We start from the raw sequence: 26856 nt of genomic DNA on the forward strand, positions 1-26856 counted from the left end.
TTGTAGGCCTTGAGTTCGGCGCGGGTGGGGAGCTTGCCGTGCACCAGCAGGTGGGCGATCTCCTCGAATTCGCAGGTCTCGGCGATGTCGAGGATGTCGTAGCCGCGGTAGTGCAGGTCGTTGCCGGTGCGGCCGACCGTGCAGAGCGCGGTATTGCCGGCGGCAACGCCCGACAGGGCGACGGATTTCTTCGGCTTCGGGGTGGCGAGCGGTTGCGCTTCGGACATGTGGGGTCTCCTTTGGAATGCTGTGCTGTCTGACTTGTATTGACTTGGCTTGTGATGGCGGCGGCAGCCGCGTGGCTGCCGCGTCCTTACTTGGACTTGCCCTGGGCGAACAGGGCGTCGAGCTTCTGCTCGAAGGCGTGGTAGCCGATGCTCTCATACAGTTCGGCGCGTGTCTGCATGGTATCGACCACGTTCTTCTGCGTGCCGTCGCGGCGGATCGACGTGTAGACGTTCTCGGCGGCCTTGTTCATGGCGCGGAAGGCCGACAGCGGGTACAACACCATCGACACGCCGGCGCTGCCCAGTTCGTCGGTGGTGAAGAGCGGCGTGGCGCCGAATTCAGTGATGTTGGCCAGCACCGGCACCTTCACCGCGTCGACGAACTTGCGGTACATGTCGAKGTCGGTCATGGCTTCCGGGAAGATCGCGTCGGCGCCGGCTTCCACGCAGGCCACGGCGCGTTCGATGGCCTTGTCCAGGCCTTCCACGGCGAGCGCGTCGGTGCGCGCCATGATGACGAAGTTCTCGTCGGTGCGCGCATCCACGGCCGCCTTGATGCGGTCGGCCATCTCGTCCTGCGAGACGATTTCCTTGCCTGGGCGGTGGCCGCAGCGCTTGGCGCCGACCTGGTCTTCGATATGCATCGCGMCGGCGCCGAACTTGATCAGCGACTTGGTGGTGCGCGCCACATTGAAGGCCGAGGCGCCGAAGCCGGTGTCCACGTCCACCAGCAGCGGCACGTCACACACGTCGGTGATGCGGCGGACATCGGTCAGGACATCATCCAGGTTGGAGATGCCCAGATCGGGCAGGCCCAGCGAGCCCGCGGCCACGCCGCCGCCCGACAGGTAGATCGCGCGGTAGCCGGCKCGCTTGGCCAGCAGCGCATGGTTGGCGTTGATGGTGCCAATGACCTGCAGGGKATGCTCATCGGCCAGGGCCTGGCGGAAACGGGCGCCGGCKGAGCGGGCGAGGTCGGATGTCGAGAAGGTCATGATCTTGGCTTGTGAGGTGGACGGGCTGTATAGCGCAAGGGGTGTGCCAGCGGGCCCGGCGGTCCCGCGCAAGCCGCCGGGCGGCCTCGGCTGGCGCCGGCAAGCCCTTGATTCGCCTGGGATGGCGCCGTCCATGGCATTTCGCGCCCAAGGATTGAGGCGCTATCGGCATGTCATTTCTATTTCTGAAATGAAAGATTGCATTTCAATATTGAAATGCAATCCGTCGGCGCGCACAATTCAAAGATTAGTCCGCCTGACCCATCCTCGCCCAAGTTTCCCTCAATCGCGCCGATATGAGTAACGCCCTKACCACTCCCGTCAACCTGCCTGCCGCCGGCACCGGACGCCCGCGCATCTGGGCGATCGGCATCAGCCGCCTGTCGCGCGCCTTTGCCGACCTGATCCCGGGCTACGCCGCCCAGGCKGAATTCCGCATCCTCGGCAAGGGCTACGCCGCGGCTGCCAGCGCGATTGCGCGGGAGGCGCGCGAGGGGCGGCTCGATGCCGTGGTGGCGGCTGGCTCGAACGGCGCCTACCTGCGCCAGCACGTGGACGTGCCGGTGGTGCTGGTCAAGGTGACGGGGTTCGACGTGATGAGCGCGCTCTCGACCGCGCGCCGCATTTCCCCCCGTGTGGCGCTGGTGACCCACGCCGCGACCTATCCCGAGGTGGACGAGTTCGTGCGGACCTTCTCGCTGTCGATCCCGGCCTACACCTACCTGACCGAGGACGACGCCGCGGCCCGCGTGAAGGCGCTCAAGCAGGAAGGGGTGCAGGTGGTGGTGGGGCCCGGGATGGTGACCGACCTGGCCGACCGCATCGGCCTGATCGGCGTGTTCCTCTATTCCGGCGTCTCGGTGCGCGGCGCGCTGGAGGATGCCATCGAGGCAGCCCGGCTGCGGCGCATCGAGTCCAGCCGGCGCGACTACGTCAACACCATCCTGGCGCACCTCAACGAGGGCGTGGCGGCGGTCGATGCGGAAGGGCGCATCCAGACCTACAACCCGGCCATGGAGCGCTTTCTCGGCATTGCCCCGCCGGCCGCGCTGGGCCGCAAGCTGCAGACGCTGGCGCCCGCGCTGTCGCTGGACAATGTCATGCAGAGCGGCAACAAGGAACTCGAGGCGATMCACAAGCTCGGCGACAAGATGGTGGTGGTCAACCGCATACCCATCGTCACCGACGCCGGCACCGCCGGCGCGGTTCTGACGCTGCAGGATGCCAATGCMATCCACCGGGTCGACCGCAACCTGCGTTCGCGCAGCCGCGCCCGGCCGGCGGGCGTGCGCTACAGCCTCGACGACCTCGCCGGCGCTTCGCCTGCCATGCATCACCTGCGGGAACTGGCGCGGCGCTACGCGGCAGTGGATTCCACCGTCCTGGTGGGTGGCGAAAGCGGCACCGGCAAGGAAGTGCTGGCGCAGGGCATGCACGACGCCAGCCCGCGCCGGGTCTTTCCTTTCGTGGCCGTCAATTGCGCGGCATTTCCGGAAGCCCTGCTKKAAAGTGAACTGTTCGGCTACGAGGAAGGTGCCTTCACCGGCGCGCGCCGCGGCGGCAAGGCCGGCCTGTTCGAGTCTGCCCACAATGGCAMGCTGTTCCTCGATGAGGTCGGCGACATGCCGCCGGCACTGCAGACCCGGCTGCTGCGCGTACTGCAGGAAAAGCAGGTGTTGCCGATCGGCGGGCTCGACTCGGTGCCGGTCAATGTGCGGGTCATCGCCGCGACGCACCGCGACCTGGGCGCGCTGGTGCGGCAAGGCAGCTTCCGCCAGGACCTGTACTACCGCCTCAATATCCTTCGCATCGAGATGCCACCGCTGCGCKAGCGCGCCGGCGACCTGCCGGAGCTGGCCGAACTGCTGTACCGGCGCGCCCAGGAGCGTCTGGGCCATGCGCAGCCCCAGCCTCTGCCACAGGCGGTACGGGAAAGGCTGTCGGGCTACGGCTGGCCGGGCAATATCCGCGAGCTGGAGAACGTGACCGAGCGCATTGCGGTGCTGGTGGTGGGCCGCAGGCTGGCGCCACGCGACTTGCTGGCCGAATTGCAGGCCGCCGCGCCGGAATTGTTCGGTGCGGCGCCCGAGGCCGGGCCGCCGCCGCAGKGCGAAAGCGCGCCGGTGGCCTGGGGTAGCGCCAAAGATGGGGAGAATGGCCAGTCCCTGGCGGGCGTGGCGCGCGCCAGCCAGGCCGAGCATATCCGGCGCGTGCTGGCGCAGTGCGGCGGCAACCGTGCCGCGGCGTGCCATGCCCTGGGGATCAGCGCCACCACTTTGTGGCGGCGCCTGAAGGACGACGGAAAGTAGGCCGGTGGCCGCTTGAGGGGCGCGCCGCGGCTAGGCGGCGTTCAGCCAGCGAAGCTGGATGTCGCCTTCGAGGAAATCCTGTCGTGTGGCGTGGAAGTCACGAACATATTCGCTGTTGAGGTGGGATTCCAGCGCGTGCCGGGAATTCCACTMCATATAGAGCACGAACACTTCGGTGTCCTCGGCGTCCTCGCCCACGTGGTATCGCAGGCATCCCGGCTCCATGGCACCGCGCGTGCGCAGTGCGTCGAGCTTGGCGCCCAGGACCTCACGGTGCTGGGACTTGGCGCGAGCGATACCGACGAGCGTGTACGTTCTGGGCATGGTGTGACGGGCGAAGCGGGTAGCGGCGTATTGTAGCTTTGCGCGTGCTKCCCGGACGGAAAGCCTGAGGGGCGGGGCCGGATATTTCCCCGGTGGTTGACAGAGGGTGCGGTTGTGGTTCTGGCGATCCGGCAACCGCGCGCCCGCTCTGCGCGCGAACCTGGAATGGAGACGGGCCTTCGGAGGCACACGGTTCCGGGGCGGTGAAGCCACGGTCGCCCGAGCGGCGAGGCCACGCGTCCCGAGCGGCATATTCCGCCCTGAACCGCCCTGAACCGCCCTAAAGTTCTCCCGCGTTCCGCCGTTAAGCTGCCACGCCCCATTCACTCTGCACCCGGAGAGCTGGCATGCTGAAACGCATCAAGACCAAACAGCTTCAAGTCGGCATGTTCGTGGCCAGGGTGGGCGGGCCATGGATCGAGCACCCGTTCTGGCGTTCGCGCTTCCCGGTGACCAGCCAGGAACAGATCGACCAGATGGTCGCCTCGACGGTCGAGGAGGTGTGGATCGACCTGCTCAAGGGCAAGGGCATCGCGCCGCCGGCGCCGCCGGTGCCGCAGGCGGCGACCGGTTCGCTGACCGTGAATCCCGTGGCCGACGAGCCGCAGGGCGCGGTGCCCCATTCGGGCGTGCCGCTGGAGGTGGAGCTGGGGCTGGCGCGTGACGTGATGCGCAACGGCAAGGCGGTGGTCGGGTCGATGTTTACCGACGCGCGCATGGGCCGCGCGCTGGAGGTCGAAGGTGCCTTGCTGCTGGTCGACTCGGTCTCCAACTCGCTGACCCGCCATTCGCAGGCGCTGATCGCACTGGCACGCCTGAAGGTGCGCGACGACTACACCTACCTGCATTCCTTCGCGGTCTGCGTCCTGATGATCGCGCTCGGGCGCACGCTCGGGCTGGACAACGGCACCGTGCAGCAACTCGGCCTGGCGGGGCTGGTGCACGATATCGGCAAGGTCGCGATTCCGGCCAAGGTCCTGCACCGGAACGGCCCGCTGAGCGCGGCCGAGATGGAGGTGGTGCAGCGCCATCCCTCCGTCGGCTATCGCATCCTCAACGAGGCCAGGCTCTACAGCAATATCCCGCTCGACGTCTGCATCCACCATCACGAGCGGATCGACGGGCGCGGCTATCCCTTCGGCCTGCGCGCCAGCGAGATCAGCGTGCATGCCAAGATCGCCGGGGTATGCGACACCTATGACTCGCTGACCTCGGACCGGCCCGGCCACGAGGCGTGGTCACCGGCGCGGGCGCTGGAGTACATGGCAGTGCGGGTGGACACCTTGTTCGACCGCACCGTGTTCCAGGCTTTCACGCGCTCGATCGGCATCTACCCGCTGGGCACCGTGCTGCGCCTGCGCTCCGGGCGGCTGGCGGTGGTGTTCGCGCAGCACGACAACGAGCCGCTGCGCCCGCGCGTGAAGGTCTTCTACTCGGTCACCGACGCCGCGCACCTCGCGCCGCAGACGCTGGACCTGCGCGAGACGGAGGACGCCATCGTCGGCTTCGAGGACCCTGCCCGGTGGGGCCTGCGCGACGAGCAGCTGCTGGAGCTCTGCGCGGCGGCCTGAGCAGCGGTCCGAGCGGCGCCGCCATGGCCGCGGGCCGTCAGCCCGCCCAGGCCATCTCCAGGATCCGCGCGGCATCGCCGCCCGCGCTGATGCCCATCACCGCGCCCCATTCGGGATCGAAGCGGCTGTCGAGGAAGGCGCGCGCGCAGGCCGCGTCGGCGTGCTCGAGCATCAGGCAGGCCTGCGCGGCCAGCACCAGGCGCGTGGTGGTGCGCCGCGCCTCCGCCTGCTGCGCCTGCTCCGGCAGGCGCAGTGCCTCGCGCAGGCCGGCCACGCAGGCCAGGATGCGGGGCTCGCCGGCACCCACGGCCTCCAGGCGCGCCAGCACGCGCAGATAGTCGTCGGGATTGCGGCCGATGGCGCGCAGGACGTCAAGGCACATCACGTTGCCCGAGCCTTCCCAGATCGAATTGACCGGCGCGTCGCGGAACAGCCGGCCCATCGGGCCGTCCTCCACGTAGCCGTTGCCGCCGAAGACCTCCATCGCTTCGCCGGTAACCTCCACCGCGCGCTTGCAGATCCAGAACTTGGCGGCGGGCGTGAGGATGCGGCGCCAGGCCAGCCGGTCGGCGTMGTCGGTGGCCTCGAACGCGGTGGCCAGGTCCATTGCGAGCAGCATCGCGGCTTCGGCTTCGAGCGCCATGTCGGCCAGCACGCGCGCCATCAGCGGCTGGCGCACCAGCGGCTTGCCKAACGCGCTGCGGTGCCGCGCGTAGTGCAGCGACTGCACCAGCGCCTGGCGCAGGAAGCCCGCGCTCGACAGCGCGCAGTTCAGCCGGCTGTAGGTGGCCATCTCCAGGATGGTCGGGATGCCGCGGCCTTCGTCGCCCACCATCACGCCCCAGGCGTCGCGGAACTCCACCTCGCTGCTCGAATTGGAGCGGTTGCCGACCTTGTCCTTGAGACGCTGGATCTCGATGGCGTTCTTGCTGCCGTCCGGAAGCCAGCGCGGCACGAAGAAGCACGACKAGCCGGCCTCGGTGTTGGCCAGCACCAGGTGCGCATCCGACATCGGCGACGAGAAAAACCACTTGTGGCCGGTGATGCGGTATTCGGCGCCGCGGCCCTCGCCGCGCACCGCGATCGCGCGCGTGGTGTTGGCACGCACGTCGGAGCCGCCTTGCTTCTCGGTCATTCCCATGCCCACGTTGATCGATGGCTTGTGCGCGATCGGCACGTCGCGCGGGTCGTAGGCCTGGGTCAGCAGCTTGTCCCCGAGCTCGGCGAACAGGCCCGGCTCCTTGCGCAGCACGGGGATGCAGGCCTGTGTCATGTTGGTGGGGCAGAGCGAGCCSGATTCGATCTGGCTGTGCATGTAGAGCGCCGCGCCATACGACGTCCATGCCGACGGACGCGCGTCGGCGAAGGGCAGGTTGGCCAGGCCGCTGGCGCGCGCGATGGCCATCATGGCGTGCCACGCGGGGTGGAAACGCACCTGGTCGATCCGCTCGCCGGCGCGCGAATGCGTGTGCAGCTCGGGATGGTGGCGGTTGGCGTCCTCGGCATGGCGCAGGGTTTCCTGCGCGCCGAGCAGCGCGCCCTGGCGCGCAAGCTCGGCGCCGCTCCAGCCGGCGCCGGCGCGTTCCACGGCGCGGCGGATGCMGGCGTCGCTGGTGTACAGGTTGTAGTCCTTGAGCTCCGGCACCTGGTTGGTGATGGTGTGGGTGGTCCAGTTCATCGTGGCGTCTCCTTGCTGTCTCGCGTTGCGCGGCCAGGCATGCCGGCGCGCCRGGCTACGTTGGAAAGGCCATTCTAGATACAATGCCCAGCCAGCATGTTCGGCTTTCGGAGCAGCATGAACCCGCAGCGCAAAGACCCGGCGAAGCCCCGCCGCAGGCCGGTGCAGTCACGCTCATGGCAGACCTCGCTGGCCATCCAGGAAGCCTTTGTTCGGCTTTTGGCGGCGCACGACTACGCGCAGGTGACCATCCGCGCCATCGTCGACCTGGCTGGCGTGGGCCTGGGCACGTTCTACGAATACTTCGGCAGCAAGGAGGAACTGGCGCAGGTCTGCCTGCACCTGCGCGCCAAGCGCATCGTGCTGGCCATGGACGCCTGCCTGGCGCAGCGCCGCGGCGAACCGATGGCAGCCCTGGTGGATGCGCTGATTGCCGTCAACGTGGCGCATCACCGCGAGACGCCCGAGCGCTGGGGGCCGATCTACCTGCTGGAGCGGCATCATTCGGGGCGCGCGGCGTACCGGAAGATGTACCGGCGCTTCGTTGCGCTGTGGAGCAGGGCGCTGCTGGGCGCGGCCGACGCGCCGCCGGCGGCGGTGGTCGAGGAAGCCTCGGTGACGCTGCAGGCCATCGTCTACGGCCTTATCGCGCATGCATGCATCGAGGAAGGGGAGGAAATCGATTTCCCGCGGCTGACGCGGCGCCTGCGCGGCGCGGCGCAGGGGTACCTGGCTACCTTGGGCGAGGCGCCGTTCGAACCGGACGAAGCCGGCCCGGTGCGCCGAGGCCATTCGCAATGACGGCGGCTGTCACGCCCTTCGCGCCGCGCCCCTTCCGCGCACGGGAGAGGGAAGCCGGCCACGGCAGGTCCAACGGCAACCCGTCGCCTAAATGAAAACCGGTGCCATCKGCACCGGTTTCCCTGCTGCATCGAGGCCGGATCCGCTTACTGGATCTTCGCCTTTTCCTTCAGCGCCTTCATCATGGCCTGGAACTGCTYGCGCTGCCAGTTCTGGTCGCCCATCAGCATCTGCGTGAGCTGCGGCTTGACTTCCTCGAACGTGGGGACCTTGGCGTCGCGCACGTCGTCGAGCTGGATGATGTGCCAGCCAAACTGGGTCTTGACCGGGGTGTCGGTCATCTGGCCCTTCTTCAGCGCGGTCATCGCGGCCGAGAATTCCGGCACGTAGCTGCTGCTGTTGGCCCAGTCGAGATCGCCGCCATTGGCCGCGGAGCCCGGGTCCTTGGACGAGGCCTTGGCCAGGTCTTCGAACTTGGCGCCGGCCTTGATCTTGGCGATGATGGCGCGCGCGTCGGCTTCCTTTTCCACCAGGATGTGGCGGGCGTGGTATTCCTTGCCGCTGCCGAACTGGGACTTGATCTTGTCGTACTGCTTGCGCAGCTCTTCGTCGCTGGCGCCGTGGGTCTTGACGTAGTCCTCGAACACCGCGCCGGCCAGCACGTTCAGCTTGGCCTGCTCCAGTTGTTCCTGCAGGTMGTCGCGCTGGGTCAGGCCGCGCTTGTTGGCTTCCTGCAGCAGCAGCTCACGGTCGATCAGCATGTTGCGGGCGCGGTCGCGCAACTCGGCATTGGGCGGCTGGCYGGTGCCGGCGATGAGCTTGTCCAGCTTCGCCGAGGGGATCGCCTTGCCATTCACGACGGCGGCGTTCTGGGCCAGGGCGGGCAAGCTGCCAGCGGCAAGCACAGCCGCCAGGCTGAACGAGAGGACGGTGGTCTTCATGGAATCAGGTCTGAGAGTTGCTCGAGGAATCGCGGGACGATTCGCGGGATTCAAGTTCTTGTTCGGTCAGCGCGGTGACAGCCAGCGCGTGAATTTGCGTGGGGAACAGTTCGCGCAGCGCATCATACACCATGCGGTGACGCGCTACGCGTGTGCTGCCGGCAAACCGGGAGCTGACGATGGTCACATGGTAGTGACCGCCGCCGGATGCGGCGCCGGCGTGGCCGGCATGCAGCGCGCTGTCGTCGCGCACGGCGACGCTGGTGGGGGAAAGGGCTGCGCGCAGCAGCGCCTCGATATGTGCGGGATCGGCGGCCATCTTGGGGTCTCTGTGGTGGGATCGGCCCCGGCGCAGGGCCGGAGGATGGAGCCCGGCGGGCGCACTGCGCTTGCAGCGCACCCGCGGTGTAGTCGGTGAATCCGGTGAGCCCGGCGCCTTATTCGGAGGGGGTTTCCTGCATGTGGCGCGACAGCCAGACGCTTTGCGCCAGGATGAACACCAGCATCAGGCCCATGCTGCCKAACAGCTTGAAGTTGACCCAGGCGTCGGTGGAGAACTGGTAGGCCACATAGAGGTTGACCACGCCCATCACGGCGAAGAAAGCGGCCCAGGCGGCGTTGAGCTTGCCCCAGGCGTTGTCCGGCATGCTGACCTGCTTGCCCAGCATGGCGCGGATCAGGTTCTTGCGCCACAGCAGCGCCGACAACGTCAGCGTGGCGGCGAAGAGCCAGTACAGCACGGTGGGCTTCCACTTGATGAAAGTCTCGTTGTGCAGCAGCAGCGTGGCGCCGCCGAACACCGAGATGATCGCCAGGCTGATCCATTGCATCGGCTCGACCTTGCGGTGGCGCAGCCAGACCCAGCCGATCTGCACCACCGTGGCGACGATGGCCACCCCGGTGSCGGTATAGATGCCCGCGAACTTGAAGGCGACGAAGAACAGGATGACCGGAAACAGGTCGAACAGGAATTTCATGCGGACAGGATAGATCGACGCAAAGGTCGGGGCTGGGTTGGCGGCGAACCGCCGCGCGGGCGGTTCGGCCTTAGCGCGGCGTGTCGGGCGATGTCGGCGCGGCGTCACCCGCCTCGAAATCGGCAGGGTCGCGCTMGTCGAATTTTAGCGCAGCCGAGTTGATGCAGTAGCGCAAACCGGTGGGCGCGGGGCCATCTTCGAAGACATGGCCCAGATGGCTGCCGCATTCCTTGCAGCGGACCTCCACGCGCAGCATGCCATGCGAGCGGTCGGTGTGCTCGTCGATCACCTCGCCGTTGATCGGACGGAAGTAGCTGGGCCAGCCACAGCCGGCGTCGAACTTGGTGCTGGCCTCGAACAGCGGCGTGMCGCAGCCGATGCAGCGGTAGGTGCCGCGGTCMCAGTGGTCCCAGTAGCGGMCGGTGAAGGGCCGCTCGGTGGCCGCTTCGCGGGCGACGCGGTATTCGATGTCGGAGAGTTGCGCGCGCCACTCGGCGTCGGTTTTCTGCGTGGTCATGCTCGGCTTCCTTTCTGGTTGGCCGGGTGGCGCGAGAGGCTGCATTGCCTGGCGTGCGCCGCCCGGAGCATTGGGTCTACTTGGTCGTTTCCGGCACGCGATCCTTACAGTCGTGCCTGCGGGCGGKGTGATCGCGGCGCGCCGCGTACCTGCCTGCCGGGGGGGCTCACGACGAACAGCTCACTTCCAGTCCCGCGGCCCAGTCCGGCGGCAGCGCGGCGTAGCCTTCGGCCTCCGGCTGCTCGTCAAAGGGTCGCGAGAGCACGTCCAGCAGGCGGTCCACCTCGGTGAAATCCTTCTCCCGCGCGCGCTGGATGGCGGTTTCCGCCAGGTGGTTGCGCAGCACGTACTTCGGGTTCACCGCCAGCATGCCCGCGGCGCGCGCCGCATCGTCGGACTGTTCGGCGCGCAGCCGGGCGCGGTACGTGCCGGCCCAGGCATCCCATGCCGCGCGGTCCAGGAACAGGTCGCGTACCGGTGCATCGCGGCTGCCGTCCGCAGACGATATGCGGGCGAGGTTGCGCCAGAACAAGGTGTAGTCCACGCGTTGCGCATGCAGCAGCTGGAACAGCTCGCTCAGCAGCGGCTCGTCCTCCTCGTCGCGCCCGCCCGTGGGCCGCAGGCCGAGCTTGTCGCGGTAGCGCTGGAAGAAGGCGGTGGCATAGCGCTCACGGAAGGGATCGAGCGCGGCGCGCGCGGCTTCGACCGCGGCCTCGCTCGCTGCCTTGCCTTCTTCGCCCTTGCCGTCGCCCTCGCGCCACAGCGGCAGCAGCGCCTGGGCCAGGCAATGCAGGTTCCAGAACGCCACCTGCGGCTGCTGGCTGTAGGCGTAGCGGCCCTGCGTGTCCGTGTGGTTGCAGATATGGTTGGCGTCGAAGGCGTCGAGGAAGCCGAAGGGGCCGTAGTCGATGGTCAGGCCGAGGATCGACATATTGTCGGTATTCATCACGCCGTGGCAGAAGCCGACCGCCTGCCATTGCGCCATCAGCTCGGCGGTGCGCAGCKACACCTCGCGCAGCAGCGCCTGGTAGGGCTGCTTGTCCTCGCGGCATTCGGGCATGAATCGGTCGATGACGAAATCCGCCAGCTGGCGCAGCGCGCTGGTGTCCTCGCGCGCAGCGAAATGCTCGAAATGGCCAAAACGGACAAAGGTTGGCGCCAGGCGTGTCACTACGGCTGAGGTCTCCATGGTTTCGCGCCGTACCGGKGCGTCCGAGCCGACGATGCACATGGCGCGCGTGGTCGGAATGCCGAGCGCGGCCATGGCCTCGGAGCACAGGTATTCGCGGATGGACGAGCGCAGCACCGCGCGGCCGTCGGCCATGCGCGAATACGGCGTCATGCCGGCGCCCTTGAGCTGGATTTCCATCGGGCCGGTGGCGGTGCGCGCCTCGGCCAGGCGGATCGCCCGGCCGTCGCCGAGCTGGCCGGCCCAGACCCCGAACTGGTGCCCCGAATAGACGCTGGCGAGGGGATCGGCCCAGTCCGGGACCTGATTTCCCGCAAAAGTTTCGATGAAGTTACGCTGCGTTGCGGCATGCGCGTCCCAGCCCAGCAGCGCCGCCGAGGACGGCGATACGCTTACCAGGTAAGGCGAGGGCAGCGGCGTGGGCGCGAGCCGGGTGAAGAAGCGCGGGCCCAGCTCCGCGAAGCCCGTCGCCGTCGTGAATGGCACCTGCGGGACGGCCGCGTCGGCTGGCGCGGCGCTGGTTCCGTCCGGCATCGTTTCGGACAGGGAGGGGGGGGCGGCGTTTGGCTCGGGAGAGTTCACGGGGGCTTCGTTGTGAGTGGCTGGGCGGTGCAGCGCCGGCTGGCCGAATTTCCCGCAAGTGCGCTTGCAGGCTAGGGAAAACGACATGTTGAGGTGCAACATGGCAGGCGTTATTGTACTTCCACGCCGTCATCTCCATCTGTGACTGCCGTTGCCGCCGCATTATTTCCGCATGTCCCTCGATCAGCCCTGCCGTGCATGCACCGACACAGGGCGCGAGCGCGGCTTGCCAGCGTTCCGGGTACGGCGGCGCACAACGGAATTCCGTTGACGTTTCATCAAAGGATGGGAACAATCGGCCAAAAAATAGAACGGTTGTTCGTTTTTTGGCGGATCTAAAAAACCACAGGAGACTATTCCATGGCATTGATGGGTCAAATGATGAGCGAGCCCCTGCTCATTTCCTCCATCATCAAGCACGCCGCACGCCACTACGGCAGCACGGAAATCGTCTCGCGACGGACCGAAGGCGACCTGCACCGCTACACCTACCGCGACTGCGAGCTGCGCGCCCGCAAGCTGGCCCAGGCCATCGCCGCGCTCGGCGTGCGCCAGGGCGAGCGGGTCGGCACACTGGCCTGGAATGGCTACCGCCACCTCGAAATCTACTACGCCGTGTCCGGCTCGGGCGCGGTATGCCATACCGTCAATCCACGCCTGTTCCCGGAGCAGGTGGCCTATATCATCAACCACGCCGAAGACCAGTACGTGTTCTTCGACGCCACCTTCCTGCCGCTGGTGGAAGGCGTGGCGGCCCATTGCCCCGGTGTGAAGGGCTKGGTGATGATGAGCGACCGCTCGCACATGCCGGCCAACCCCAAGGTGCCGCTGCTGTGCTACGAAGACCTGATCGACGCGCAAGACGGCAACTACACCTGGCCGCAGTTCGACGAGAACACCGCGTCGAGCCTTTGCTACACCTCCGGCACCACGGGCAACCCCAAGGGCGCGCTGTACTCGCATCGCTCCACCGTGCTGCATTCGTACGCGTCGGCGCTGCCTGACGCGCTGGGCTGCTCCGCGCAGGATGTGATCCTGCCGGTCGTGCCGATGTTCCACGTCAATGCCTGGGGCCTGCCGTACTCGGTGCCGCTGGTCGGCGCCAAGCTGGTCTTCCCGGGGGCCAAGCTGGACGGCGCGTCGCTATATGAGCTGTTCGAGCAGGAGAAGGTGACCTTCTCCGCCGGCGTGCCCACCGTGTGGCTCGGCCTGCTGCAGTATGTGCAGGGCAACCAGCTCAAGTTCTCCACCTTCCACCGCACCGTGATCGGCGGCTCGGCCGCGCCGCCGGCCATGATCCGCGCGCTCAAGGCACTGGGCGTGGAAACCATCCACGCCTGGGGCATGACCGAGATGTCGCCGCTGGGCACCTCGTGCAAGCTGCTGGCCCGCCACAACGACCTGCCCGAAGAAGAGCAGCAGAAGATCCAGGAAAAGCAGGGCCGCGTGATCTACGGCGTGGACATGAAGATCGTCGACGGCGATGGCAACGAACTGCCGTGGGACGGCAAGGCCTTCGGCGACCTGCATGTGCGCGGCCCGTGGGTGATCGAGCACTATTACCGCAACGACGCTTCGCCGCTGGTCGATGGCTGGTTCCCCACCGGCGACGTGGCCACCATCGACGCCGATGGCTACATGCAGATCACCGACCGCAGCAAGGACGTGATCAAGTCCGGCGGCGAGTGGATCTCCTCCATCGACATCGAGAACGTGGCCTCGGCCCACCCCGCGGTCCATATGGCGGCCTGCATCTCCTGCTACCACCCGAAGTGGGACGAACGCCCGCTGCTGGTGGTGGTCAAGCGGCCCGGCACCGAGGTGACGCGCGAAGAGCTGCTGGCGTTCTTCGAAGGCAAGGTCGCCAAATGGTGGATCCCCGACGACGTCGCCTTCGTCACCGAGATTCCGCTCACGGCCACCGGCAAGATGCAAAAGCTCAGGTTGCGCGAGCAGTTCAAGGACTACCGACTGCCGTCGGCCTGATTCCAAGGCGGCCACAGAGCCGCCGATGCTTGCCGGCCCATGCGGCCGGCGCCCGCAGGACAGGTCCGCGCCGCGCCGAGGTTTCGGCAGAGGGCGCTGCGCGAACCGGGATCAACGAAAGCCAACAAAAAAACCGAAGGAGACAAGCATGATCAGATTGCGTCCGCTCGTGGCCGCCACGGCACTGTTTGCGGCAATGGGTTCCGGGGTCGCGGCTGCTGAAACGGTAAAGATCGCCTTTATCGATCCGTTGTCCGGGCTGATGGCGCCGGTCGGCCAGAACCAGCTCAAGAGCTGGCAGTTCGTCGCCGACATCGCCAACCAGAAGGACTGGGGCGGCKGCAACAAGTTCGAGGTGGTCGGTTTCGACAACAAGCTGTCACCGCAGGAAAGCCTGACCATCCTCAAGCAGGCCGTGGACCAGGGCATCCGCTATATCGTGCAGGGCAACGGCTCCTCGGTTGGCCTGGCGCTGGAAGACGCGGTGGCCAAGCACAACGAGCGCAATCCGGGCAAGGAAATCGTCTACCTGAACTACGCCGCGGTAGACCCGGACATGACCAACAGCAAGTGCAATTACTGGCATTTCCGGCTCGACGCCAACTCCGACATGAAGATGGAGGCGCTGACCACCTTCCTGGCCAAGGATGCCAACGTCAAGAAGGTCTACCTGATCAACCAGAACTATTCGTTCGGGCATCAGGTGACGCGCGCCGCCAAGGATTACCTCAAGCGCAAGCGTCCTGACATCCAGATCGTCGGCGAAGACCTGCACCCGCTGGCCCAGGTCAAGGACTTCGCGCCCTACGCGGCGAAGATCAAGGCCTCCGGCGCCGACACCGTGATCACCGGCAACTGGGGCAGCGACCTGGCCCTGCTGATCAAGGCGGGCAAGGATGCCGGCCTGACCACCAACTACTACACCTACTACGGTGCCACCACCGGCGTGCCGACCGCCATGGGCGCGTCCGGCGCCGAGCATGTCAAGTACGTGGGTTACTACAACGCCAACAACAAGGGCTTCAAGGGTTCCGAGGTCATCGAAGGCTTCAAGAAGAAGTACAACGATGACTTCTACGTGATGGCCGCGTACACCGGCGTCGCCATGCTGGGCAAGGCGTTCAAGGAAGCCAAGTCGACCGATCCGGTCAAGGTGGCCAAGGTGCTCGAGGGCATGAAGGTCGACAGCATGAACGGCATCGTGGAAATGCGTGGCTCCGACCACCAGGTCCAGCAGTCGCTGGTGGTGGCCACCTGGACCAAGGTCGACGGCAAGGAAGTCAAGTACGACCAGGAAAACACCGGCTATGGCTGGAAGACCAATGCGCTGATGGACGAGTACGTGGCGGCGCAGCCGACTTCCTGCCAGATGAAGCGCCCGAGCTAAGCCTGCGTCCGGCGGAGGCGCGGCGGATCCCGGCGCGCCATCCGATCCTGCATACGCCGGCCGGCCCGGGTGGCAGCGGTCGCGCCGGGCGGGCTGTGTTCACCCCTGGAGCAGTCTTTTGTGACCGGCCGACCGCCGGCGGCCGCCCGGCTGGCCGGCGTCAGAATGAAGGACTTGTTGTGGAATTCTTCGTCATTTCCCTCCTGAACGGCATCAGCTACGGGCTGTTGCTCTTCATGCTCTCTTCCGGGCTTACGCTGATCTTCAGCATGATGGGTGTGCTGAACTTCGCGCATGCCAGTTTCTACATGCTGGGCGCGTATTTTGCCTATACCATCGCCAGCAAGATCGGCTTCTGGCCGGCGCTGATCTTCGCGCCGCTGCTGGTGGCAGGTGCCGGCGCGCTGGTCGAGCGTTTCGGCCTGCGCACCGTGCACAAGTACGGCCACGTGGCGGAACTGCTGTTTACCTTCGGCCTGGCCTACCTGATCGAGGAAGGCGTCAAGCTGGTGTGGGGCCTGGCCGCCGTGCCTTACCGCATCCCGGCCGAGCTCGATGGCCCGCTGTTCACGGTCTTCACCTCGTCCTTCCCCAAATACCGTGCATTCATGATGCTGGTGTCGCTGGCCATGCTGGTGGCGATCTACCTGGTGCTCACCCGCACGCGCATCGGGCTGGTGATCCAGGCCGCGCTCACGCATCCGGAGATGGTCGAGGCGCTCGGCCACAACGTGCCGCGCGTGTTCATGATGGTGTTCGGCGGCGGCGCCGCGCTGGCCGGGCTGGCCGGCGTGATCGGCGGCAATGCCTTCGTCACCGAGCCATCGATGGCGGCCGCGGTGGGGTCGATCGTGTTCGTGGTGGCGGTGGTGGGCGGCATGGGATCACTGGTGGGCGCGTTTATCGCCTCGCTGCTGATCGGCGTGCTGCAGACCTTCGCCGTCACGCTGGATGCCTCGGTGGCTGGCCTGCTGGGCACGATCGGATTGCAGGTGACCGACAGCACGCCGCTGTCCTCGTTGTGGAAGCTCACGGTGGCGCAGGTCGCCCCGGTGCTGCCATATTTGCTGCTGGTGGTGATGCTGATCTTCCGCCCGCGTGGTCTGATGGGTACCCGGGAGGGCTGACAGCATGGAGACGACAATGCAACAACGCCGCGAGGCGGTCGTGACCGGCCGCACCATGCGCTACCGCCCGCTGAACCTGGCGCGCTGGCTGATCTGGGGCAGCACCGCGCTCCTGATGCTGGTGCTGCCGCTGTTCTTCACGGGCGGGTTCGCCATCACGCTGATGTCGCAGATGGGCATCATGATCATTTTCGCGCTGTCCTACAACATGCTGCTTGGCCAGACGGGCATGCTGTCGTTCGGCCACGCGGTCTATGCGGGCCTGGGCGCGTTCATCGCCATCCACGTGCTCAATATGGTGGGCGCGGGCAAGGTGTGGCTGCCSGTGTCGCTGCTGCCGSTGGTGGGCGGSCTGGCCGGCGCSTTCTTCGGCGTGCTGTTCGGCTACGTSACSACCAAGAARTCCGGCACSACCTTCGCCATGATCACCATGGGCATCGGCGAGATGGTGTTCGCCAGCTCGCTCATGTTCCCGGATTTCTTCGGCGGCGAKGGCGGCATTTCCACCAACCGCGTGGTGGGCGAATCGGTGCTCGGCATCACCTTCGGCGCGGGCCKGCAGGTGTATTACCTGATCGCGGTGTGGTGCCTGCTGTCGATGGCGGCCATGTACGCGTGGACGCAGACGCCGCTGGGCCGCATCGCCAACGCCGTGCGCGACAATCCGGAGCGCGTGGAATTCATCGGCTACAACACCCAGCGCGTGCGCTACCTGGTGCTGATCCTGTCGGCCTTCTTCGCAGGCATCTCCGGTGCGCTGTCCGCCATCAACTTCGAGATCGTCTCGGCCGAGAACGTCAGCGCGGTGCGCTCCGGCGGCGTGCTGCTGGCGGCCTTCATCGGCGGCGCCGGCGTGTTCTTCGGCCCGGTGATCGGCGCCGTGGTGTTCATCCTGTTCGCGGTGGCGCTGTCGGACCTGACCAAGGCGTGGCTGCTGTACCTGGGCCTGTTCTTCGTGCTGATGGTCATGTTCGTGCCGGGCGGCATCGCCAGCCTGCTGATKATGCAGGTGCCGCTGCTGGCGCGCGGCAAGCTGCGCGCCATGCTGCCCGACTACGGCCGCGCCGCGGGTGCCGGGCTGGTGCTGCTGGCCGCGGTGATCCTCACCGTGGAGCTGGTCTACAAGGTGCAGGTGGACAGTGCCAACGGCACCGCCATGTCGCTGTTCGGCATCKGTTTCGACGCCGGCACCGCGGTGCCCTGGCTGGTGGCGGCCGCGCTGTGGGTGGGCGGGCTGCTGGCCTGCCGTGCGGCGCGCGCACGCGTGCGCGCCACCTGGGACAAGGTACAGGCCGAAATGGCAGCAGCAGGAGGCAAGGCATGAGCGCGGCACTGGAACTGAACGATGTACGCAAGAAATTCGGCCAGACCGAAATCATCMGRGGCGTCAACCTGACCATCCCCAAGGGCGAGCGCCACGCACTGATCGGCCCCAACGGCGCCGGCAAGTCGACCACCTTCAACCTGATCTCCGGCCGCTTCGCGCCCAGCTCGGGCACGGTCAAGCTCAACGGGCAGGAGATCGGCGGCCTGCAGCCCTTCGTGATCAACCGCATGGGGCTGTCGCGCAGCTTCCAGATCACCAATATCTTTCACCGGCTCTCGGTATTCGAGAACCTGCGCTGCGCCGTGTTGTGGTCGCTCGGCTACAAGTACTCGTTCTGGCACCGCCTGTCCGAGCTGCGCGACGCGCGCGAGCGCGCCGAGGAAGTACTGGAACTGATCGGCCTGCACCATCGCCGCAATACCCAGGCCAGCCTGCTCACATATGCCGAGCAGCGCGCGCTGGAGATCGGCATCACCATTGCCGGCGGCGCCGAAGTCATCCTGCTCGACGAGCCCACCGCCGGCATGAGCCGCTCCGAGTCCGACCATGCAGTCGAACTGATCCGTCGCGTCACGGTGGGCAAGACCCTGGTGATGGTCGAGCACGACATGAGCGTGGTSTTMGGCCTGGCSGACCGGATCTCCGTGCTGGTCTACGGCGAGGTGATCGCCACCGACACGCCGGAGGCTATCCGCGCCAACCGCAAGGTCAAGGAAGCCTACCTCGGCACCACCCTCGACGAACCCGCCACCGAAGGAGCGCACTGATGGGCAAGCGCATGCTGGACGTGCAAGGCCTGCACGCCTACTACGGCAAGAGCCACATCCTCCACGGCGTGGACGCCCATATCGACGAAGGCGAGATCGTCGCGCTGCTCGGGCGCAACGGCGTGGGGCGCTCCACCATGGCCAAGGCCATCCTCGGCATGGTCAAGGCCGAAGGCTCGGTGCGCTTTCGCGACGAAGAGATCCTCGGCCGCCGCACCTTCGAGATCGCCCACCTGGGCGTGGGCTACGTGCCCGAGAACCGCGACATCTTCCCCACGCTCACGGTGCGCCAGAACCTGCTGCTCGGCGAAAAGCGCAATCCGCGCCAGGCCAAGCCGCGCTGGACGGTGCAGGACATGTACAACATGTTCCCGCGCCTGAAGGAGCGCGAGAACACCGCCGCCGGCGTGCTCTCCGGGGGCGAGCAGCAGATGCTCACGCTGTGCCGCACCCTGATGGGCGACCCCGATCTCGTGCTGATCGACGAGCCCACCGAAGGCCTGGCGCCGATGATCGTCACGCTGGTCGGCGATTACCTCAAGACGCTCAAGGAGCGCGGCGTGTCMGTGCTGCTGATCGAGCAGAARCTGGCCATYGCGCTGGACATCTCSCAGCGGGTCTACGTGATGGGGCACGGGCACATCGTGTTCGAGGGCACGCCGCTGGACCTGAAGGCGAACGCGGCCATCCGGAAGGAGTGGCTGGAGGTGTAGGAAAGCACTGCCGCACTTTCTGATGGCGTAGACGTTGGTACCGGGTCCCCCCACTTTGTTGGGGGGATTTGCATTTGGTGAGGCGCGCTCGCAGTTGCCGATTCTTTCGGTGTCACACATTATTCCATGTCGGGATAGATATCGGAGGAGGCGCAGCAAGCGAGGAATTTAGACAACTTGTCGGCGGATTCTTTACATCCGTTTACGGATAGATAGGCTATATCGAATGCCGGCAGTAGCAGCCCTCGTTCTTGCTGTTTCTTTCTATTAGCTGACTTATTTCTGTCTCACACCTACATATTTCAGCCATAAGTCTGTGGCCGTTTGCTGCCAGTCTCTTGCTGGCATGTCGTGCAACATTCGCACAAGCAATACCGGGCCCGGCCTTGACCACCGCCACTGAACAGGAACAGCGAACCCGCCAGCAGCAGGAGGCCCGCGAGCGCGCCGGCATTGTCAATGCTCCCGCCGTTCGCGCCGAAGTTGTCGCCCACGCCGAGTTTCCGGCCCTGCCGAAGGAAGACCCATGCTTCCGTATCAGCCGCTTCGTCCTGGGTGTTCCCAGGGACTTGCCGGCCGCGTTGCAGGCACGCGGTGCGTCGGCCCTGCCGATGGATCCCTTTGCCTTCGCACAACGGTGGCTCGACCACTACCAGGACGAATGCATCGGCAAGCAGGGTGTCGAGACGCTGGTGAAGGGTCTTTCCCAGACGATCCTGTCGAAGGGGTACGTCACTACGCGCGTGCTGGTGCCCGAGCAGGACATGGCGTCGGGCACGCTGACGCACCAGCGTTTTAGCTAACAAGCGTAAAGCGAATCCCCGTTGCGCCCTGCGCCATMAAAAGGTCCCGAATTCGCTCTGAGCATACGAGCCCAACCAACCAGCCTTTGGTTCGGAAGAGCCCGTGCCCTGCAGCCCTTGCAGGATCKATCCGCAAAATGTCGATGCGATAGTCGCCAATCTTGTCCGGGCGCCCATCATCCTCGGTCCAACGCKGAAACATGGAAAAACCCGTCCTCGTCTCGTCCACGCAATCAACAATGTCCAGCACGTTGAGGATTTCGTATGGCTCGCCGACGCCTTCTATCTCCACAGGCACCGCTTGCACAGTACCCTCAGGCAGGGCTGCCAATAGCGTATCCATCAATGTCTTTTTGACAAAATAGTCGCCGAGCCCACTGAGCGAAAAGGACACCGCATGCCCTGGATGGTAAATTCTGCTTCGGAGCGGGATTTTCGTGTCCCATGGCTTACCAAGGCCAAATCCGCCCGCAACCACCTCTTGCCCGGTATTATCAACAGGCTGCTCCAGATGCCACTGATCTGGGAAATTGAAATCAAGGCCGATCTTATAGAAATTCATCTCGTCCCTCATTTCTTGGTCACCAGGTTATTCAAGTTCGTGCCCGGTGTAGCTATTTCTGTCTTAATTTTTTCCAGTGCTGAGCTCAGAGCCTGTTGATACTCTGAGGTATTCCTCGGAATACCTCGCACTGCACTGTCCAATTCTCATACGCGGCTTCATGGGGGTCCCTTATGGCCCTCCACAAACACCTTGTTGGCCTGATCTTGTGATCGGCAGCGGCGGCCCCGCCGATGGCGTGCTGGTGATCGTACCGTACAGGGTCACGCTCGCCAATGGCGCCGCTTACCAGGGGATTGCCTCGTTCAGTTGCCGCGACTGACCGACTGACCTGCCATCCGGCGGGGCACGAAAAAGGCGCTTCGTCCCGCGCAGGGACCGAAGCGCCTTGTCATTTCCTGCGAACCTGCCGTCCTACTTCGCTTTCAGGAACTCCCCCACCTCCAGCAGCACCAGTTCGTTGTCGTCCGCCTTGTTCGGCTCGCGGCTGCTCGAGAAGGGCAGGTTGTTGTCGTTGCCCACCACGATGTGAGTGGGATCGACCACGTCGACGTTCTCGATGGTGAAGAACGGGAACTTGAGCACGCCGTCGTTGAGCGGCTTGCGCGCCAGCTTGTMGGGGTCGGCGATATTGAGCAGGTCGATGTAGCCGATCTTGCGCACGGCGCCGCCGGCGTTGGCCTCGGTCAGTTCGACCTTGTAGATGCGCTTGAATTTGGCGATATCGGCGAAGCAGTCGTCGCGCTTCTGGCCTTCGGGGCAGGCCTTGTCGGCTGTGCCTTCGCCGTTGTCGCGCTCGATGATGAGGCCGGTGGTGGCGTCGATCATGTTGAAGTCGCCGATGGCGTTGCCGTTGGCCTCGAGCGGGTACTTCCACGATCGCCCGGTCCATTTGCCGGCGAGCGTGTCGAACTCGAGCACGCGCAGCGCTTCCTTGCCGTCGATGCGCTCGTAGTCCTTTGCCTGGGCGTTCCAGACCGGGCCTTCGAGCAGCGCGTAGAGCTTGCTGCCATCGGGCGACGCGGCCATGCCCTCGAAGCCCTTGGAGCGCTTGATCTGGAAGTCGACCGCGCCACCGGGCACGCCGGGTGTCGTCACGGCCGGGTGGTCGGGCGAGCGCACGGGCTTGCCGTCTACCAGCGTGTCGTACACGGCCAGCACCTTGCCTTGCAGGTCGGCCTTGATCAGGAACGGCCCGAACTCTTCGCCGATCCACAGCGCGCCGCCGGCGAACTGGAAGCTTTCGGTGTCGAAATCGGAGCCGGTCAGGTAGCGTTGCTTMGTGCCTTCGTGGACGATGCGGAACGGCACCTTCTTGTCGGGATCGTGCAGGAACACGGTGCCCAGGCGCTGCAGCTTGCCGCTCTTGAAGTCCACCTTGTAGTGGTTCAGGTAGAGCATGAAGTCCGGCGAATTGGCCTTGCTGCCGGCGCCGTTGTCGGTCAGTACCCAGAAGCTGCCGTCGGCCATGTGCTTGATGCCGGAGTGGCCTTGCAGCGGTTGTCCCCTGAATGGCACGGAGACACCGGTCGGGCGCCMGTTCGACTTGCCTTCCACGCTGCCGATCTTCTMCGCGCGCCCGGCCGTGGTGAACTTGCCGCTCGTCTTCAGGTCCTGCGGCGCATCCTTGGGCGCGTCGATGAAGCTCTGCGCGGGCATGACCGCGTGGCCGGCGAGCGTGGCCGGATAGGCGGGCGCGGCGGCCGTCTGCGAGACGGCGGGCAGGGACCAGGCGGCAGCGGTGATGGCGATGACTGCGGTGACGGTCGCGGACGGAAGCAGGCGCATGTAGGCGGGGTGATCTGTTCGAAAGACCACTACGATGCACGGCCATCGTGACGGGCGCATGACAGTTCGAAGGCAGTCACAAACGCCACGACGGGCGAGGGTGCGTGATGTATCTCGCGCGCAACATGGCGGGCAACAAGTCGGAAGATCTGGCCTCTCGCTTGTCCGCCCTCCGGCCTCTCAGTCTGCCTGCGCGCGGCGCGCAGGGATGTCGAACGGCATGTCCTCGTAGCGGACGACGCGCGTCTTTCTGGCCAGGCGGTACCCCAGCCACAGCAGCAGGAACACCGGCACCCCGATATAGGTCCCGAGGATTTCCACCCACCGCCCGCGCACGTCGCCKAAGGCCTGGTAGTTCTGCCCCAGCACGATGATCACGCACAGCACGGTGGYGAAGATCGGCCCGAACGGGTAGAGCGGCGAGCGGTAGGCCAGGTCCGCGGCGCTGTAGCCCTGGCGAACCAGGCCGCGGCGGAAGCGGTAGTGGCTCACCGCGATGCCCAGCCACGCGATGAAGCCGGTCATGCCGGAGGTGTTGAGCAGCCACATATAGACGGCCTTGTCGCCGAACAGCGACGTCAGGAAGCACAGCGCGCCCACCGCGGCTGTCGCCGCCAGGGCCAGGTAGGGCACGCCGCCGGCCGACAGCCGCGCCAGCGCGCGCGGGGCCCGGCCGCTGACGGCCAGTCCATAGAGGATGCGGGTAGAGGCGTACATGCTGGAGGTGCCCGACGAGAGCAGGGCGGTGAGCACCACGGCGTTCATCAGCCCGGCGGCGAAGGCCAGGCCGGCGCGGCGGAACACCAGCGCGAACGGGCTCACGCCGATGTCGGTCACGTCGTTGCGCAGCAGGCTGGGGTCGGTGTAGGGAATCAGCACGCCGATGATGAGGATGGCCAGCACGTAGAACAGCAGGATGCGCCAGAACGTCTGGCGGATCGCGCGCGGAATCGTGCGCGCCGGGTCGGCCGCTTCGCCGGCCGCCACGCCCACGGTCTCCGTGCCCTGGAACGAGAACCCGGCGATCATGGCCACGCCGAACATCGCGGGGACGCCGCCCACGAAGGGCGCGTCGCCGACGGTGAAGTTGTGCCAGCCGGCCTGCGGGCCGCCGTGCAGGATGCCGAAGATCATCAGCAGGCCGGCGCCGAGGAATACCAGCACGGTGACCACCTTGATGAGCGCGAACCAGTATTCCGCCTCGCCGAAGCCGCGCACCGAGATCGCGTTGAGGCCGAACATCAGCAGCAGGAACGCCGCGCTCCACGCCACGCCGGGCACGCCCGGGAACCAGTACTGCATCACCAGCTGCGCCGCCACCAGTTCCACCGCGATGGTCACCGCAAGGTTGAACCAATAGCTMCAGCCGAGCGCGAAGCCGAAGCCTTCCTCCACATAGAGCGCGCTGTAGGTGACGAAGGACCCGGCGACCGGCATGTGCACGGCCATCTCGCCGAGGCTGGTCATCAGGCAGTACACCATCAGGCCGATGAGCCCGTACATCAGCAGCGCGCCGCCAGGGCCGGCCTGGGCGATGGAGGCGCCAGAGGCGACGAACAGGCCGGTGCCGATGGCGCCGCCGATGGCGATCATGGTGAGGTGGCGGGCCTTGAGCTTGCGCTGGAGCGCGTCGTGCTCGATGACGGGATGGTGCGGCTGGGCGAAAGAAGACGGTAGGGAGGACATCAGGGTCGCTGGCGTGTCGGCAGGGCGGCGCCCTCGTGGGGCGGCCGCGCGCGGCAAAGGGCGGGAGTTTACCGGCTTCTCAGGGTAAATCCGAGGGGCGTGGCACAGAACGCGCCGACTGTGATTAGAGGACATCGTCATATCGGGCGGGAAGTGCCGCATAGGGCGCTGCGCCTGCCCTGCGGGGACATTCGCATGCGGCTTGGCGGGACTGGCATGCACGCCGGCGAGGCCGGCCATAAAGGCGGCGCATGACACGCCTGCCGGACCGCCAAATTGAAATTGAACGACCGTGCTATTTTGTGTATGCTTGATCCGCTCGCACCAGGGCGGGCACCGGCGCAAGGGCGCCGGCAGGCGGTTTTCCCGGTAGCCGGAGGCGGCGGCAAGGCGGACAATGGGTTCGCCGCGCATGGTCCGGCCAATGCAGAAAAACATAATTCGAGAATTCGAATCCCGAGACAACTTCTAGTACAAAGGAACCAGCATGACAGCGCAGTATCAGGTTCAGGACGGCGTCGCCGTCATCACGCTCGACAATCCCCCCGTGAATGGCCTGGGCTATAGCACCCGGCTTGGCATCGTCGAAGGCTTGACCCGTGCGCTGGACGATGCGGCCGTCAAGGCCGTCGTCGTCACCGGCGCCGGCAAGGCTTTCTCGGGCGGCGCCGACATCCGCGAATTCAACACCCCCAAGGCTACCCAGGAACCGACCCTGCATTCGGTGATCCGTGCGATCGAAGCATCGTCCAAGCCGGTCGTGGCGGCCATCCACTCCGTGGCCATGGGMGGCGGCCTGGAACTGGCGCTGGGCTGTAACTACCGCGTGGCGGCCAAGGGCGCGCAGATCGCGCTGCCGGAAGTCAAGCTGGGCCTGCTGCCCGGCGCCGGCGGCACGCAGCGCCTGCCGCGCGTGATCGGCCTGGAGGCCGCCCTGAACATGATCGTGTCGGGCACCGCCATTCCGAGCGAGAAGTTCGCCGGCACCAAGCTGTTCGACGAGATCGTCGACKGCGACGTGCTGCCCGCGGCCGTGACCTTCGCCAGGAACGTGGCGGCAGCGCCCGGCCCGTACCCGAAGGTGCGCGACCTGAAGGTCAAGCACKAGAACGCGGAAGGCTTCCTGGCCTTCGCCCGCAACACCGTGGCCGCCGTGGCCAAGAACTTCCCGGCGCCGCTGAAGTGCGTGGATGCCGTGGCGGCATCGCTCAAGCCGTTCGAGGCCGGCCTGAAGGCCGAGCGCGAAGGCTTCATGGCCCTGGTGACCACGCCGGAATCGCGCGCCCTGCGCCATGCCTTCTTCGGCGAGCGCGCGGCCAGCAAGATCCCCGACGTGTCCGGCGACACCCCGGTGCGCAAGATCGAGCGGGTTGCCGTGATCGGCGCCGGCACCATGGGTGGCGGCATCACCATGAACTTCCTGAACGCCGGCGTGCCGGTGATCATGCTGGAAACCAAGCAGGAAGCGCTGGACCGCGGCGTGGCCACGATCCGCAAGAACTACGAGAACAGCGCCAAGAAGGGCAAGCTCACGCAAGAGAAGGTCGAGCAGCGCATGGCCCTGCTGACCACCACGCTGTCCTATGACGAGATCAAGGACGCGGACATGGTGATCGAAGCCGTGTTCGAGGAAATGGGCGTCAAGGAAATCGTCTTCAAGAAGCTGGACGAAGTGATGAAGCAGGGCGCGATCMTGGCTTCCAACACCTCCACGCTGGACGTCAACAAGATCGCCTCGTTCACCAAGCGTMCGCAGGACGTGGTCGGCATGCATTTCTTCAGCCCGGCCAACGTGATGAAGCTGCTCGAAGTGGTGCGCGGCGAGAAGACCGGCAAGGACGTGCTGGCCACGGTCATGCAGATCGCCAAGAAGATCAAGAAGACCGCCGTGGTGTCGGGCGTGTGCGACGGCTTCATCGGCAACCGCATGATCGAGCAGTACAGCCGCCAGGCAGGCTACCTGCTGGACGAAGGCGCGCTGCCGGAGCAGGTCGACAAGGCCATCGAGAAGTTCGGCTTCGCCATGGGTCCGTTCCGCATGGGCGACCTGGCCGGCAATGACATCGGCTGGGCCATCCGCAAGCGCCGCGCGGTGGACAAGCCGGACATCCAGTACTCGAAGACCGCCGACCTGCTGTGCGAGCAAGGCCGCTACGGCCAGAAGACCGGCGCGGGCTKGTACGACTACAAGGCGGGCGACCGCAAGCCGTACCCGAACCAGCAGGTCAACGACATGATCGTGCAGCACTCCAAGGACCTCGGCATCACGCGCCGCAAGATCTCCGACGAGGAAATCGTCGAGCGCCTGGTGTTCGCGCTGGTCAACGAAGGCGCCAAGATCCTGGAGGAAGGCATTGCTTCCAAGGCCTCGGATATCGACATGGTCTACCTGACCGGCTACGGCTTCCCGCTGTTCCGCGGCGGCCCGATGCTGTACGCGGACCAGGTCGGGCTGTTCAACGTGGCGCAGGCGATGAACCGCTATGCGAAGGGCTATCACGGCGAAGCCTGGAAGCCGGCCGCGCTGCTGGAGAAGCTGGCGGCCGAAGGCAAGGGCTTCAACGACTAAGCCGCAGGTGAGGGCGACGCAAGGGCGAAA

At 66.1% G+C, this 26856-nt stretch carries 22 protein-coding genes and 1 pseudogene; 11 read left to right on the forward strand and 12 right to left on the reverse strand.

All coding sequences use genetic code 11. From position 1 onward, the window contains the following. The coding region (locus AC1DKV_RS25165; RefSeq protein WP_441615444.1) for a citrate/2-methylcitrate synthase at positions 1-227 on the reverse strand (227 nt) is incomplete at its 3' end. Between the two features lie 86 nt (positions 228-313). After that, the gene (gene prpB / locus AC1DKV_RS25170) at positions 314-1222 is read right to left on the reverse strand and encodes a methylisocitrate lyase (protein WP_477138245.1); all 909 of its coding nucleotides are present in this window, start codon (positions 1220-1222) and stop codon (positions 314-316) included. Between the two features lie 296 nt (positions 1223-1518). Here prpB and prpR point away from each other — a divergent pair, with 296 nt between their 5' ends. Further along, on the forward strand, positions 1519-3531 hold the full coding sequence (prpR, locus tag AC1DKV_RS25175) for a propionate catabolism operon regulatory protein PrpR (RefSeq protein ID WP_477138246.1): 2013 nt from the start codon (positions 1519-1521) through the stop codon (positions 3529-3531). A gap of 30 nt (positions 3532-3561) precedes the next feature. Here prpR and AC1DKV_RS25180 read toward each other — a convergent pair whose 3' ends face one another. Then, positions 3562-3855 carry a putative quinol monooxygenase gene (locus AC1DKV_RS25180; protein WP_477138247.1) on the reverse strand — a complete coding sequence of 98 codons (294 nt, stop codon included), beginning with the start codon at positions 3853-3855 and terminating at the stop codon, positions 3562-3564. A 347-nt stretch (positions 3856-4202) separates the two neighbouring features. Between AC1DKV_RS25180 and AC1DKV_RS25185 the strand changes: the two genes are divergently transcribed. After that, positions 4203-5426, forward strand: coding sequence for a cyclic di-GMP phosphodiesterase (locus AC1DKV_RS25185; RefSeq protein ID WP_441615452.1), 1224 nt, complete (start codon positions 4203-4205; stop codon positions 5424-5426). 37 nt (positions 5427-5463) lie between these two features. Here AC1DKV_RS25185 and AC1DKV_RS25190 read toward each other — a convergent pair whose 3' ends face one another. Continuing rightward, positions 5464-7104 carry an acyl-CoA dehydrogenase family protein gene (locus AC1DKV_RS25190; protein WP_477138248.1) on the reverse strand — a complete coding sequence of 547 codons (1641 nt, stop codon included), beginning with the start codon at positions 7102-7104 and terminating at the stop codon, positions 5464-5466. A gap of 117 nt (positions 7105-7221) precedes the next feature. Between AC1DKV_RS25190 and AC1DKV_RS25195 the strand changes: the two genes are divergently transcribed. Next, the gene (locus tag AC1DKV_RS25195; protein WP_441615455.1) at positions 7222-7905 is read left to right on the forward strand and encodes a TetR/AcrR family transcriptional regulator; all 684 of its coding nucleotides are present in this window, start codon (positions 7222-7224) and stop codon (positions 7903-7905) included. Positions 7906-8051: 146 nt separating this feature from the next. On the opposite strand, the gene AC1DKV_RS25200 is transcribed toward AC1DKV_RS25195, so the two are convergent. The 5 genes from AC1DKV_RS25200 to AC1DKV_RS25220 all read right to left on the reverse strand — a co-directional run bounded on the left by AC1DKV_RS25200 (position 8052) and on the right by AC1DKV_RS25220 (position 12063). After that, positions 8052-8846, reverse strand: a complete 795-nt coding sequence (locus tag AC1DKV_RS25200) for a peptidylprolyl isomerase (RefSeq protein WP_477138249.1) — start codon at positions 8844-8846, stop codon at positions 8052-8054. Between the two features lie 4 nt (positions 8847-8850). Next, on the reverse strand, positions 8851-9165 hold the full coding sequence (locus AC1DKV_RS25205; RefSeq protein WP_441615459.1) for a BolA family protein: 315 nt from the start codon (positions 9163-9165) through the stop codon (positions 8851-8853). Positions 9166-9283: 118 nt separating this feature from the next. Beyond that, positions 9284-9823: a septation protein A gene (locus AC1DKV_RS25210; protein WP_477138250.1), complete on the reverse strand. Its 540-nt coding sequence runs from the start codon at positions 9821-9823 to the stop codon at positions 9284-9286. Positions 9824-9893: 70 nt separating this feature from the next. Then, positions 9894-10340 (reverse strand): peptide-methionine (R)-S-oxide reductase MsrB, encoded by a 447-nt coding sequence (gene msrB / locus AC1DKV_RS25215; RefSeq protein ID WP_477138251.1) that lies wholly within the window; start codon positions 10338-10340, stop codon positions 9894-9896. Positions 10341-10506: 166 nt separating this feature from the next. Further along, entirely contained in the window at positions 10507-12063 is a 1557-nt protein-coding gene (locus tag AC1DKV_RS25220; protein ID WP_477138252.1) for a protein adenylyltransferase SelO, read from the reverse strand. Positions 12064-12471: 408 nt separating this feature from the next. Here AC1DKV_RS25220 and AC1DKV_RS25225 point away from each other — a divergent pair, with 408 nt between their 5' ends. The 7 genes and pseudogenes from AC1DKV_RS25225 to AC1DKV_RS25255 form a co-directional block, all read left to right on the forward strand. Then, the gene (locus AC1DKV_RS25225; RefSeq protein WP_477138253.1) at positions 12472-14097 is read left to right on the forward strand and encodes a 3-(methylthio)propionyl-CoA ligase; all 1626 of its coding nucleotides are present in this window, start codon (positions 12472-12474) and stop codon (positions 14095-14097) included. A gap of 148 nt (positions 14098-14245) precedes the next feature. Next, a complete protein-coding gene (locus AC1DKV_RS25230) occupies positions 14246-15484 on the forward strand; it encodes a branched-chain amino acid ABC transporter substrate-binding protein (RefSeq protein WP_477138254.1) in 1239 nt (412 codons plus the stop codon). 179 nt (positions 15485-15663) lie between these two features. Beyond that, entirely contained in the window at positions 15664-16611 is a 948-nt protein-coding gene (locus AC1DKV_RS25235) for a branched-chain amino acid ABC transporter permease (protein ID WP_441615469.1), read from the forward strand. A 4-nt stretch (positions 16612-16615) separates the two neighbouring features. Beyond that, positions 16616-17935 carry a branched-chain amino acid ABC transporter permease gene (locus AC1DKV_RS25240; RefSeq protein WP_477138255.1) on the forward strand — a complete coding sequence of 440 codons (1320 nt, stop codon included), beginning with the start codon at positions 16616-16618 and terminating at the stop codon, positions 17933-17935. Continuing rightward, positions 17932-18705 carry an ABC transporter ATP-binding protein gene (locus AC1DKV_RS25245; protein WP_477138256.1) on the forward strand — a complete coding sequence of 258 codons (774 nt, stop codon included), beginning with the start codon at positions 17932-17934 and terminating at the stop codon, positions 18703-18705. The genes AC1DKV_RS25240 and AC1DKV_RS25245 overlap by 4 nt, the downstream gene beginning before the upstream one ends. Beyond that, positions 18705-19418, forward strand: a complete 714-nt coding sequence (locus AC1DKV_RS25250) for an ABC transporter ATP-binding protein (protein ID WP_441615475.1) — start codon at positions 18705-18707, stop codon at positions 19416-19418. The genes AC1DKV_RS25245 and AC1DKV_RS25250 overlap by 1 nt, the downstream gene beginning before the upstream one ends. 308 nt (positions 19419-19726) lie before the next feature. After that, positions 19727-20200: pseudogene (locus AC1DKV_RS25255) on the forward strand (POTRA domain-containing protein); the annotation flags it as partial. 13 nt (positions 20201-20213) lie between these two features. On the opposite strand, the gene AC1DKV_RS25260 reads toward AC1DKV_RS25255, so the two are convergent. From AC1DKV_RS25260 to AC1DKV_RS25270, 3 genes are all read right to left on the reverse strand, one after another. Continuing rightward, the gene (locus tag AC1DKV_RS25260) at positions 20214-20783 is read right to left on the reverse strand and encodes a hypothetical protein (protein ID WP_477138257.1); all 570 of its coding nucleotides are present in this window, start codon (positions 20781-20783) and stop codon (positions 20214-20216) included. Between the two features lie 414 nt (positions 20784-21197). Beyond that, positions 21198-22571, reverse strand: a complete 1374-nt coding sequence (locus AC1DKV_RS25265) for an esterase-like activity of phytase family protein (RefSeq protein WP_477138258.1) — start codon at positions 22569-22571, stop codon at positions 21198-21200. A gap of 180 nt (positions 22572-22751) precedes the next feature. After that, a complete protein-coding gene (locus AC1DKV_RS25270; RefSeq protein WP_477138259.1) occupies positions 22752-24257 on the reverse strand; it encodes an amino acid permease in 1506 nt (501 codons plus the stop codon). Positions 24258-24744: 487 nt separating this feature from the next. Between AC1DKV_RS25270 and AC1DKV_RS25275 the strand changes: the two genes are divergently transcribed. Next, positions 24745-26826: a 3-hydroxyacyl-CoA dehydrogenase NAD-binding domain-containing protein gene (locus tag AC1DKV_RS25275; RefSeq protein WP_477138260.1), complete on the forward strand. Its 2082-nt coding sequence runs from the start codon at positions 24745-24747 to the stop codon at positions 26824-26826. The last annotated feature ends 30 nt before the right edge of the window (positions 26827-26856 follow it).

The sequence above is a fragment of the Cupriavidus sp. 05T41 genome (assembly GCF_056396525.1).

Bases quoted from the DNA above. Each gene is read 5' to 3' on its own strand.
- AC1DKV_RS25205 (WP_441615459.1), bottom strand. From the start codon at position 9,165: ATGGCCGCCGATCCCGCACATATCGAGGCGCTGCTGCGCGCAGCCCTT.
- AC1DKV_RS25195 (WP_441615455.1), top strand. From the start codon at position 7,222: ATGAACCCGCAGCGCAAAGACCCGGCGAAGCCCCGCCGCAGGCCGGTG.
- AC1DKV_RS25185 (WP_441615452.1), top strand. From the start codon at position 4,203: ATGCTGAAACGCATCAAGACCAAACAGCTTCAAGTCGGCATGTTCGTG.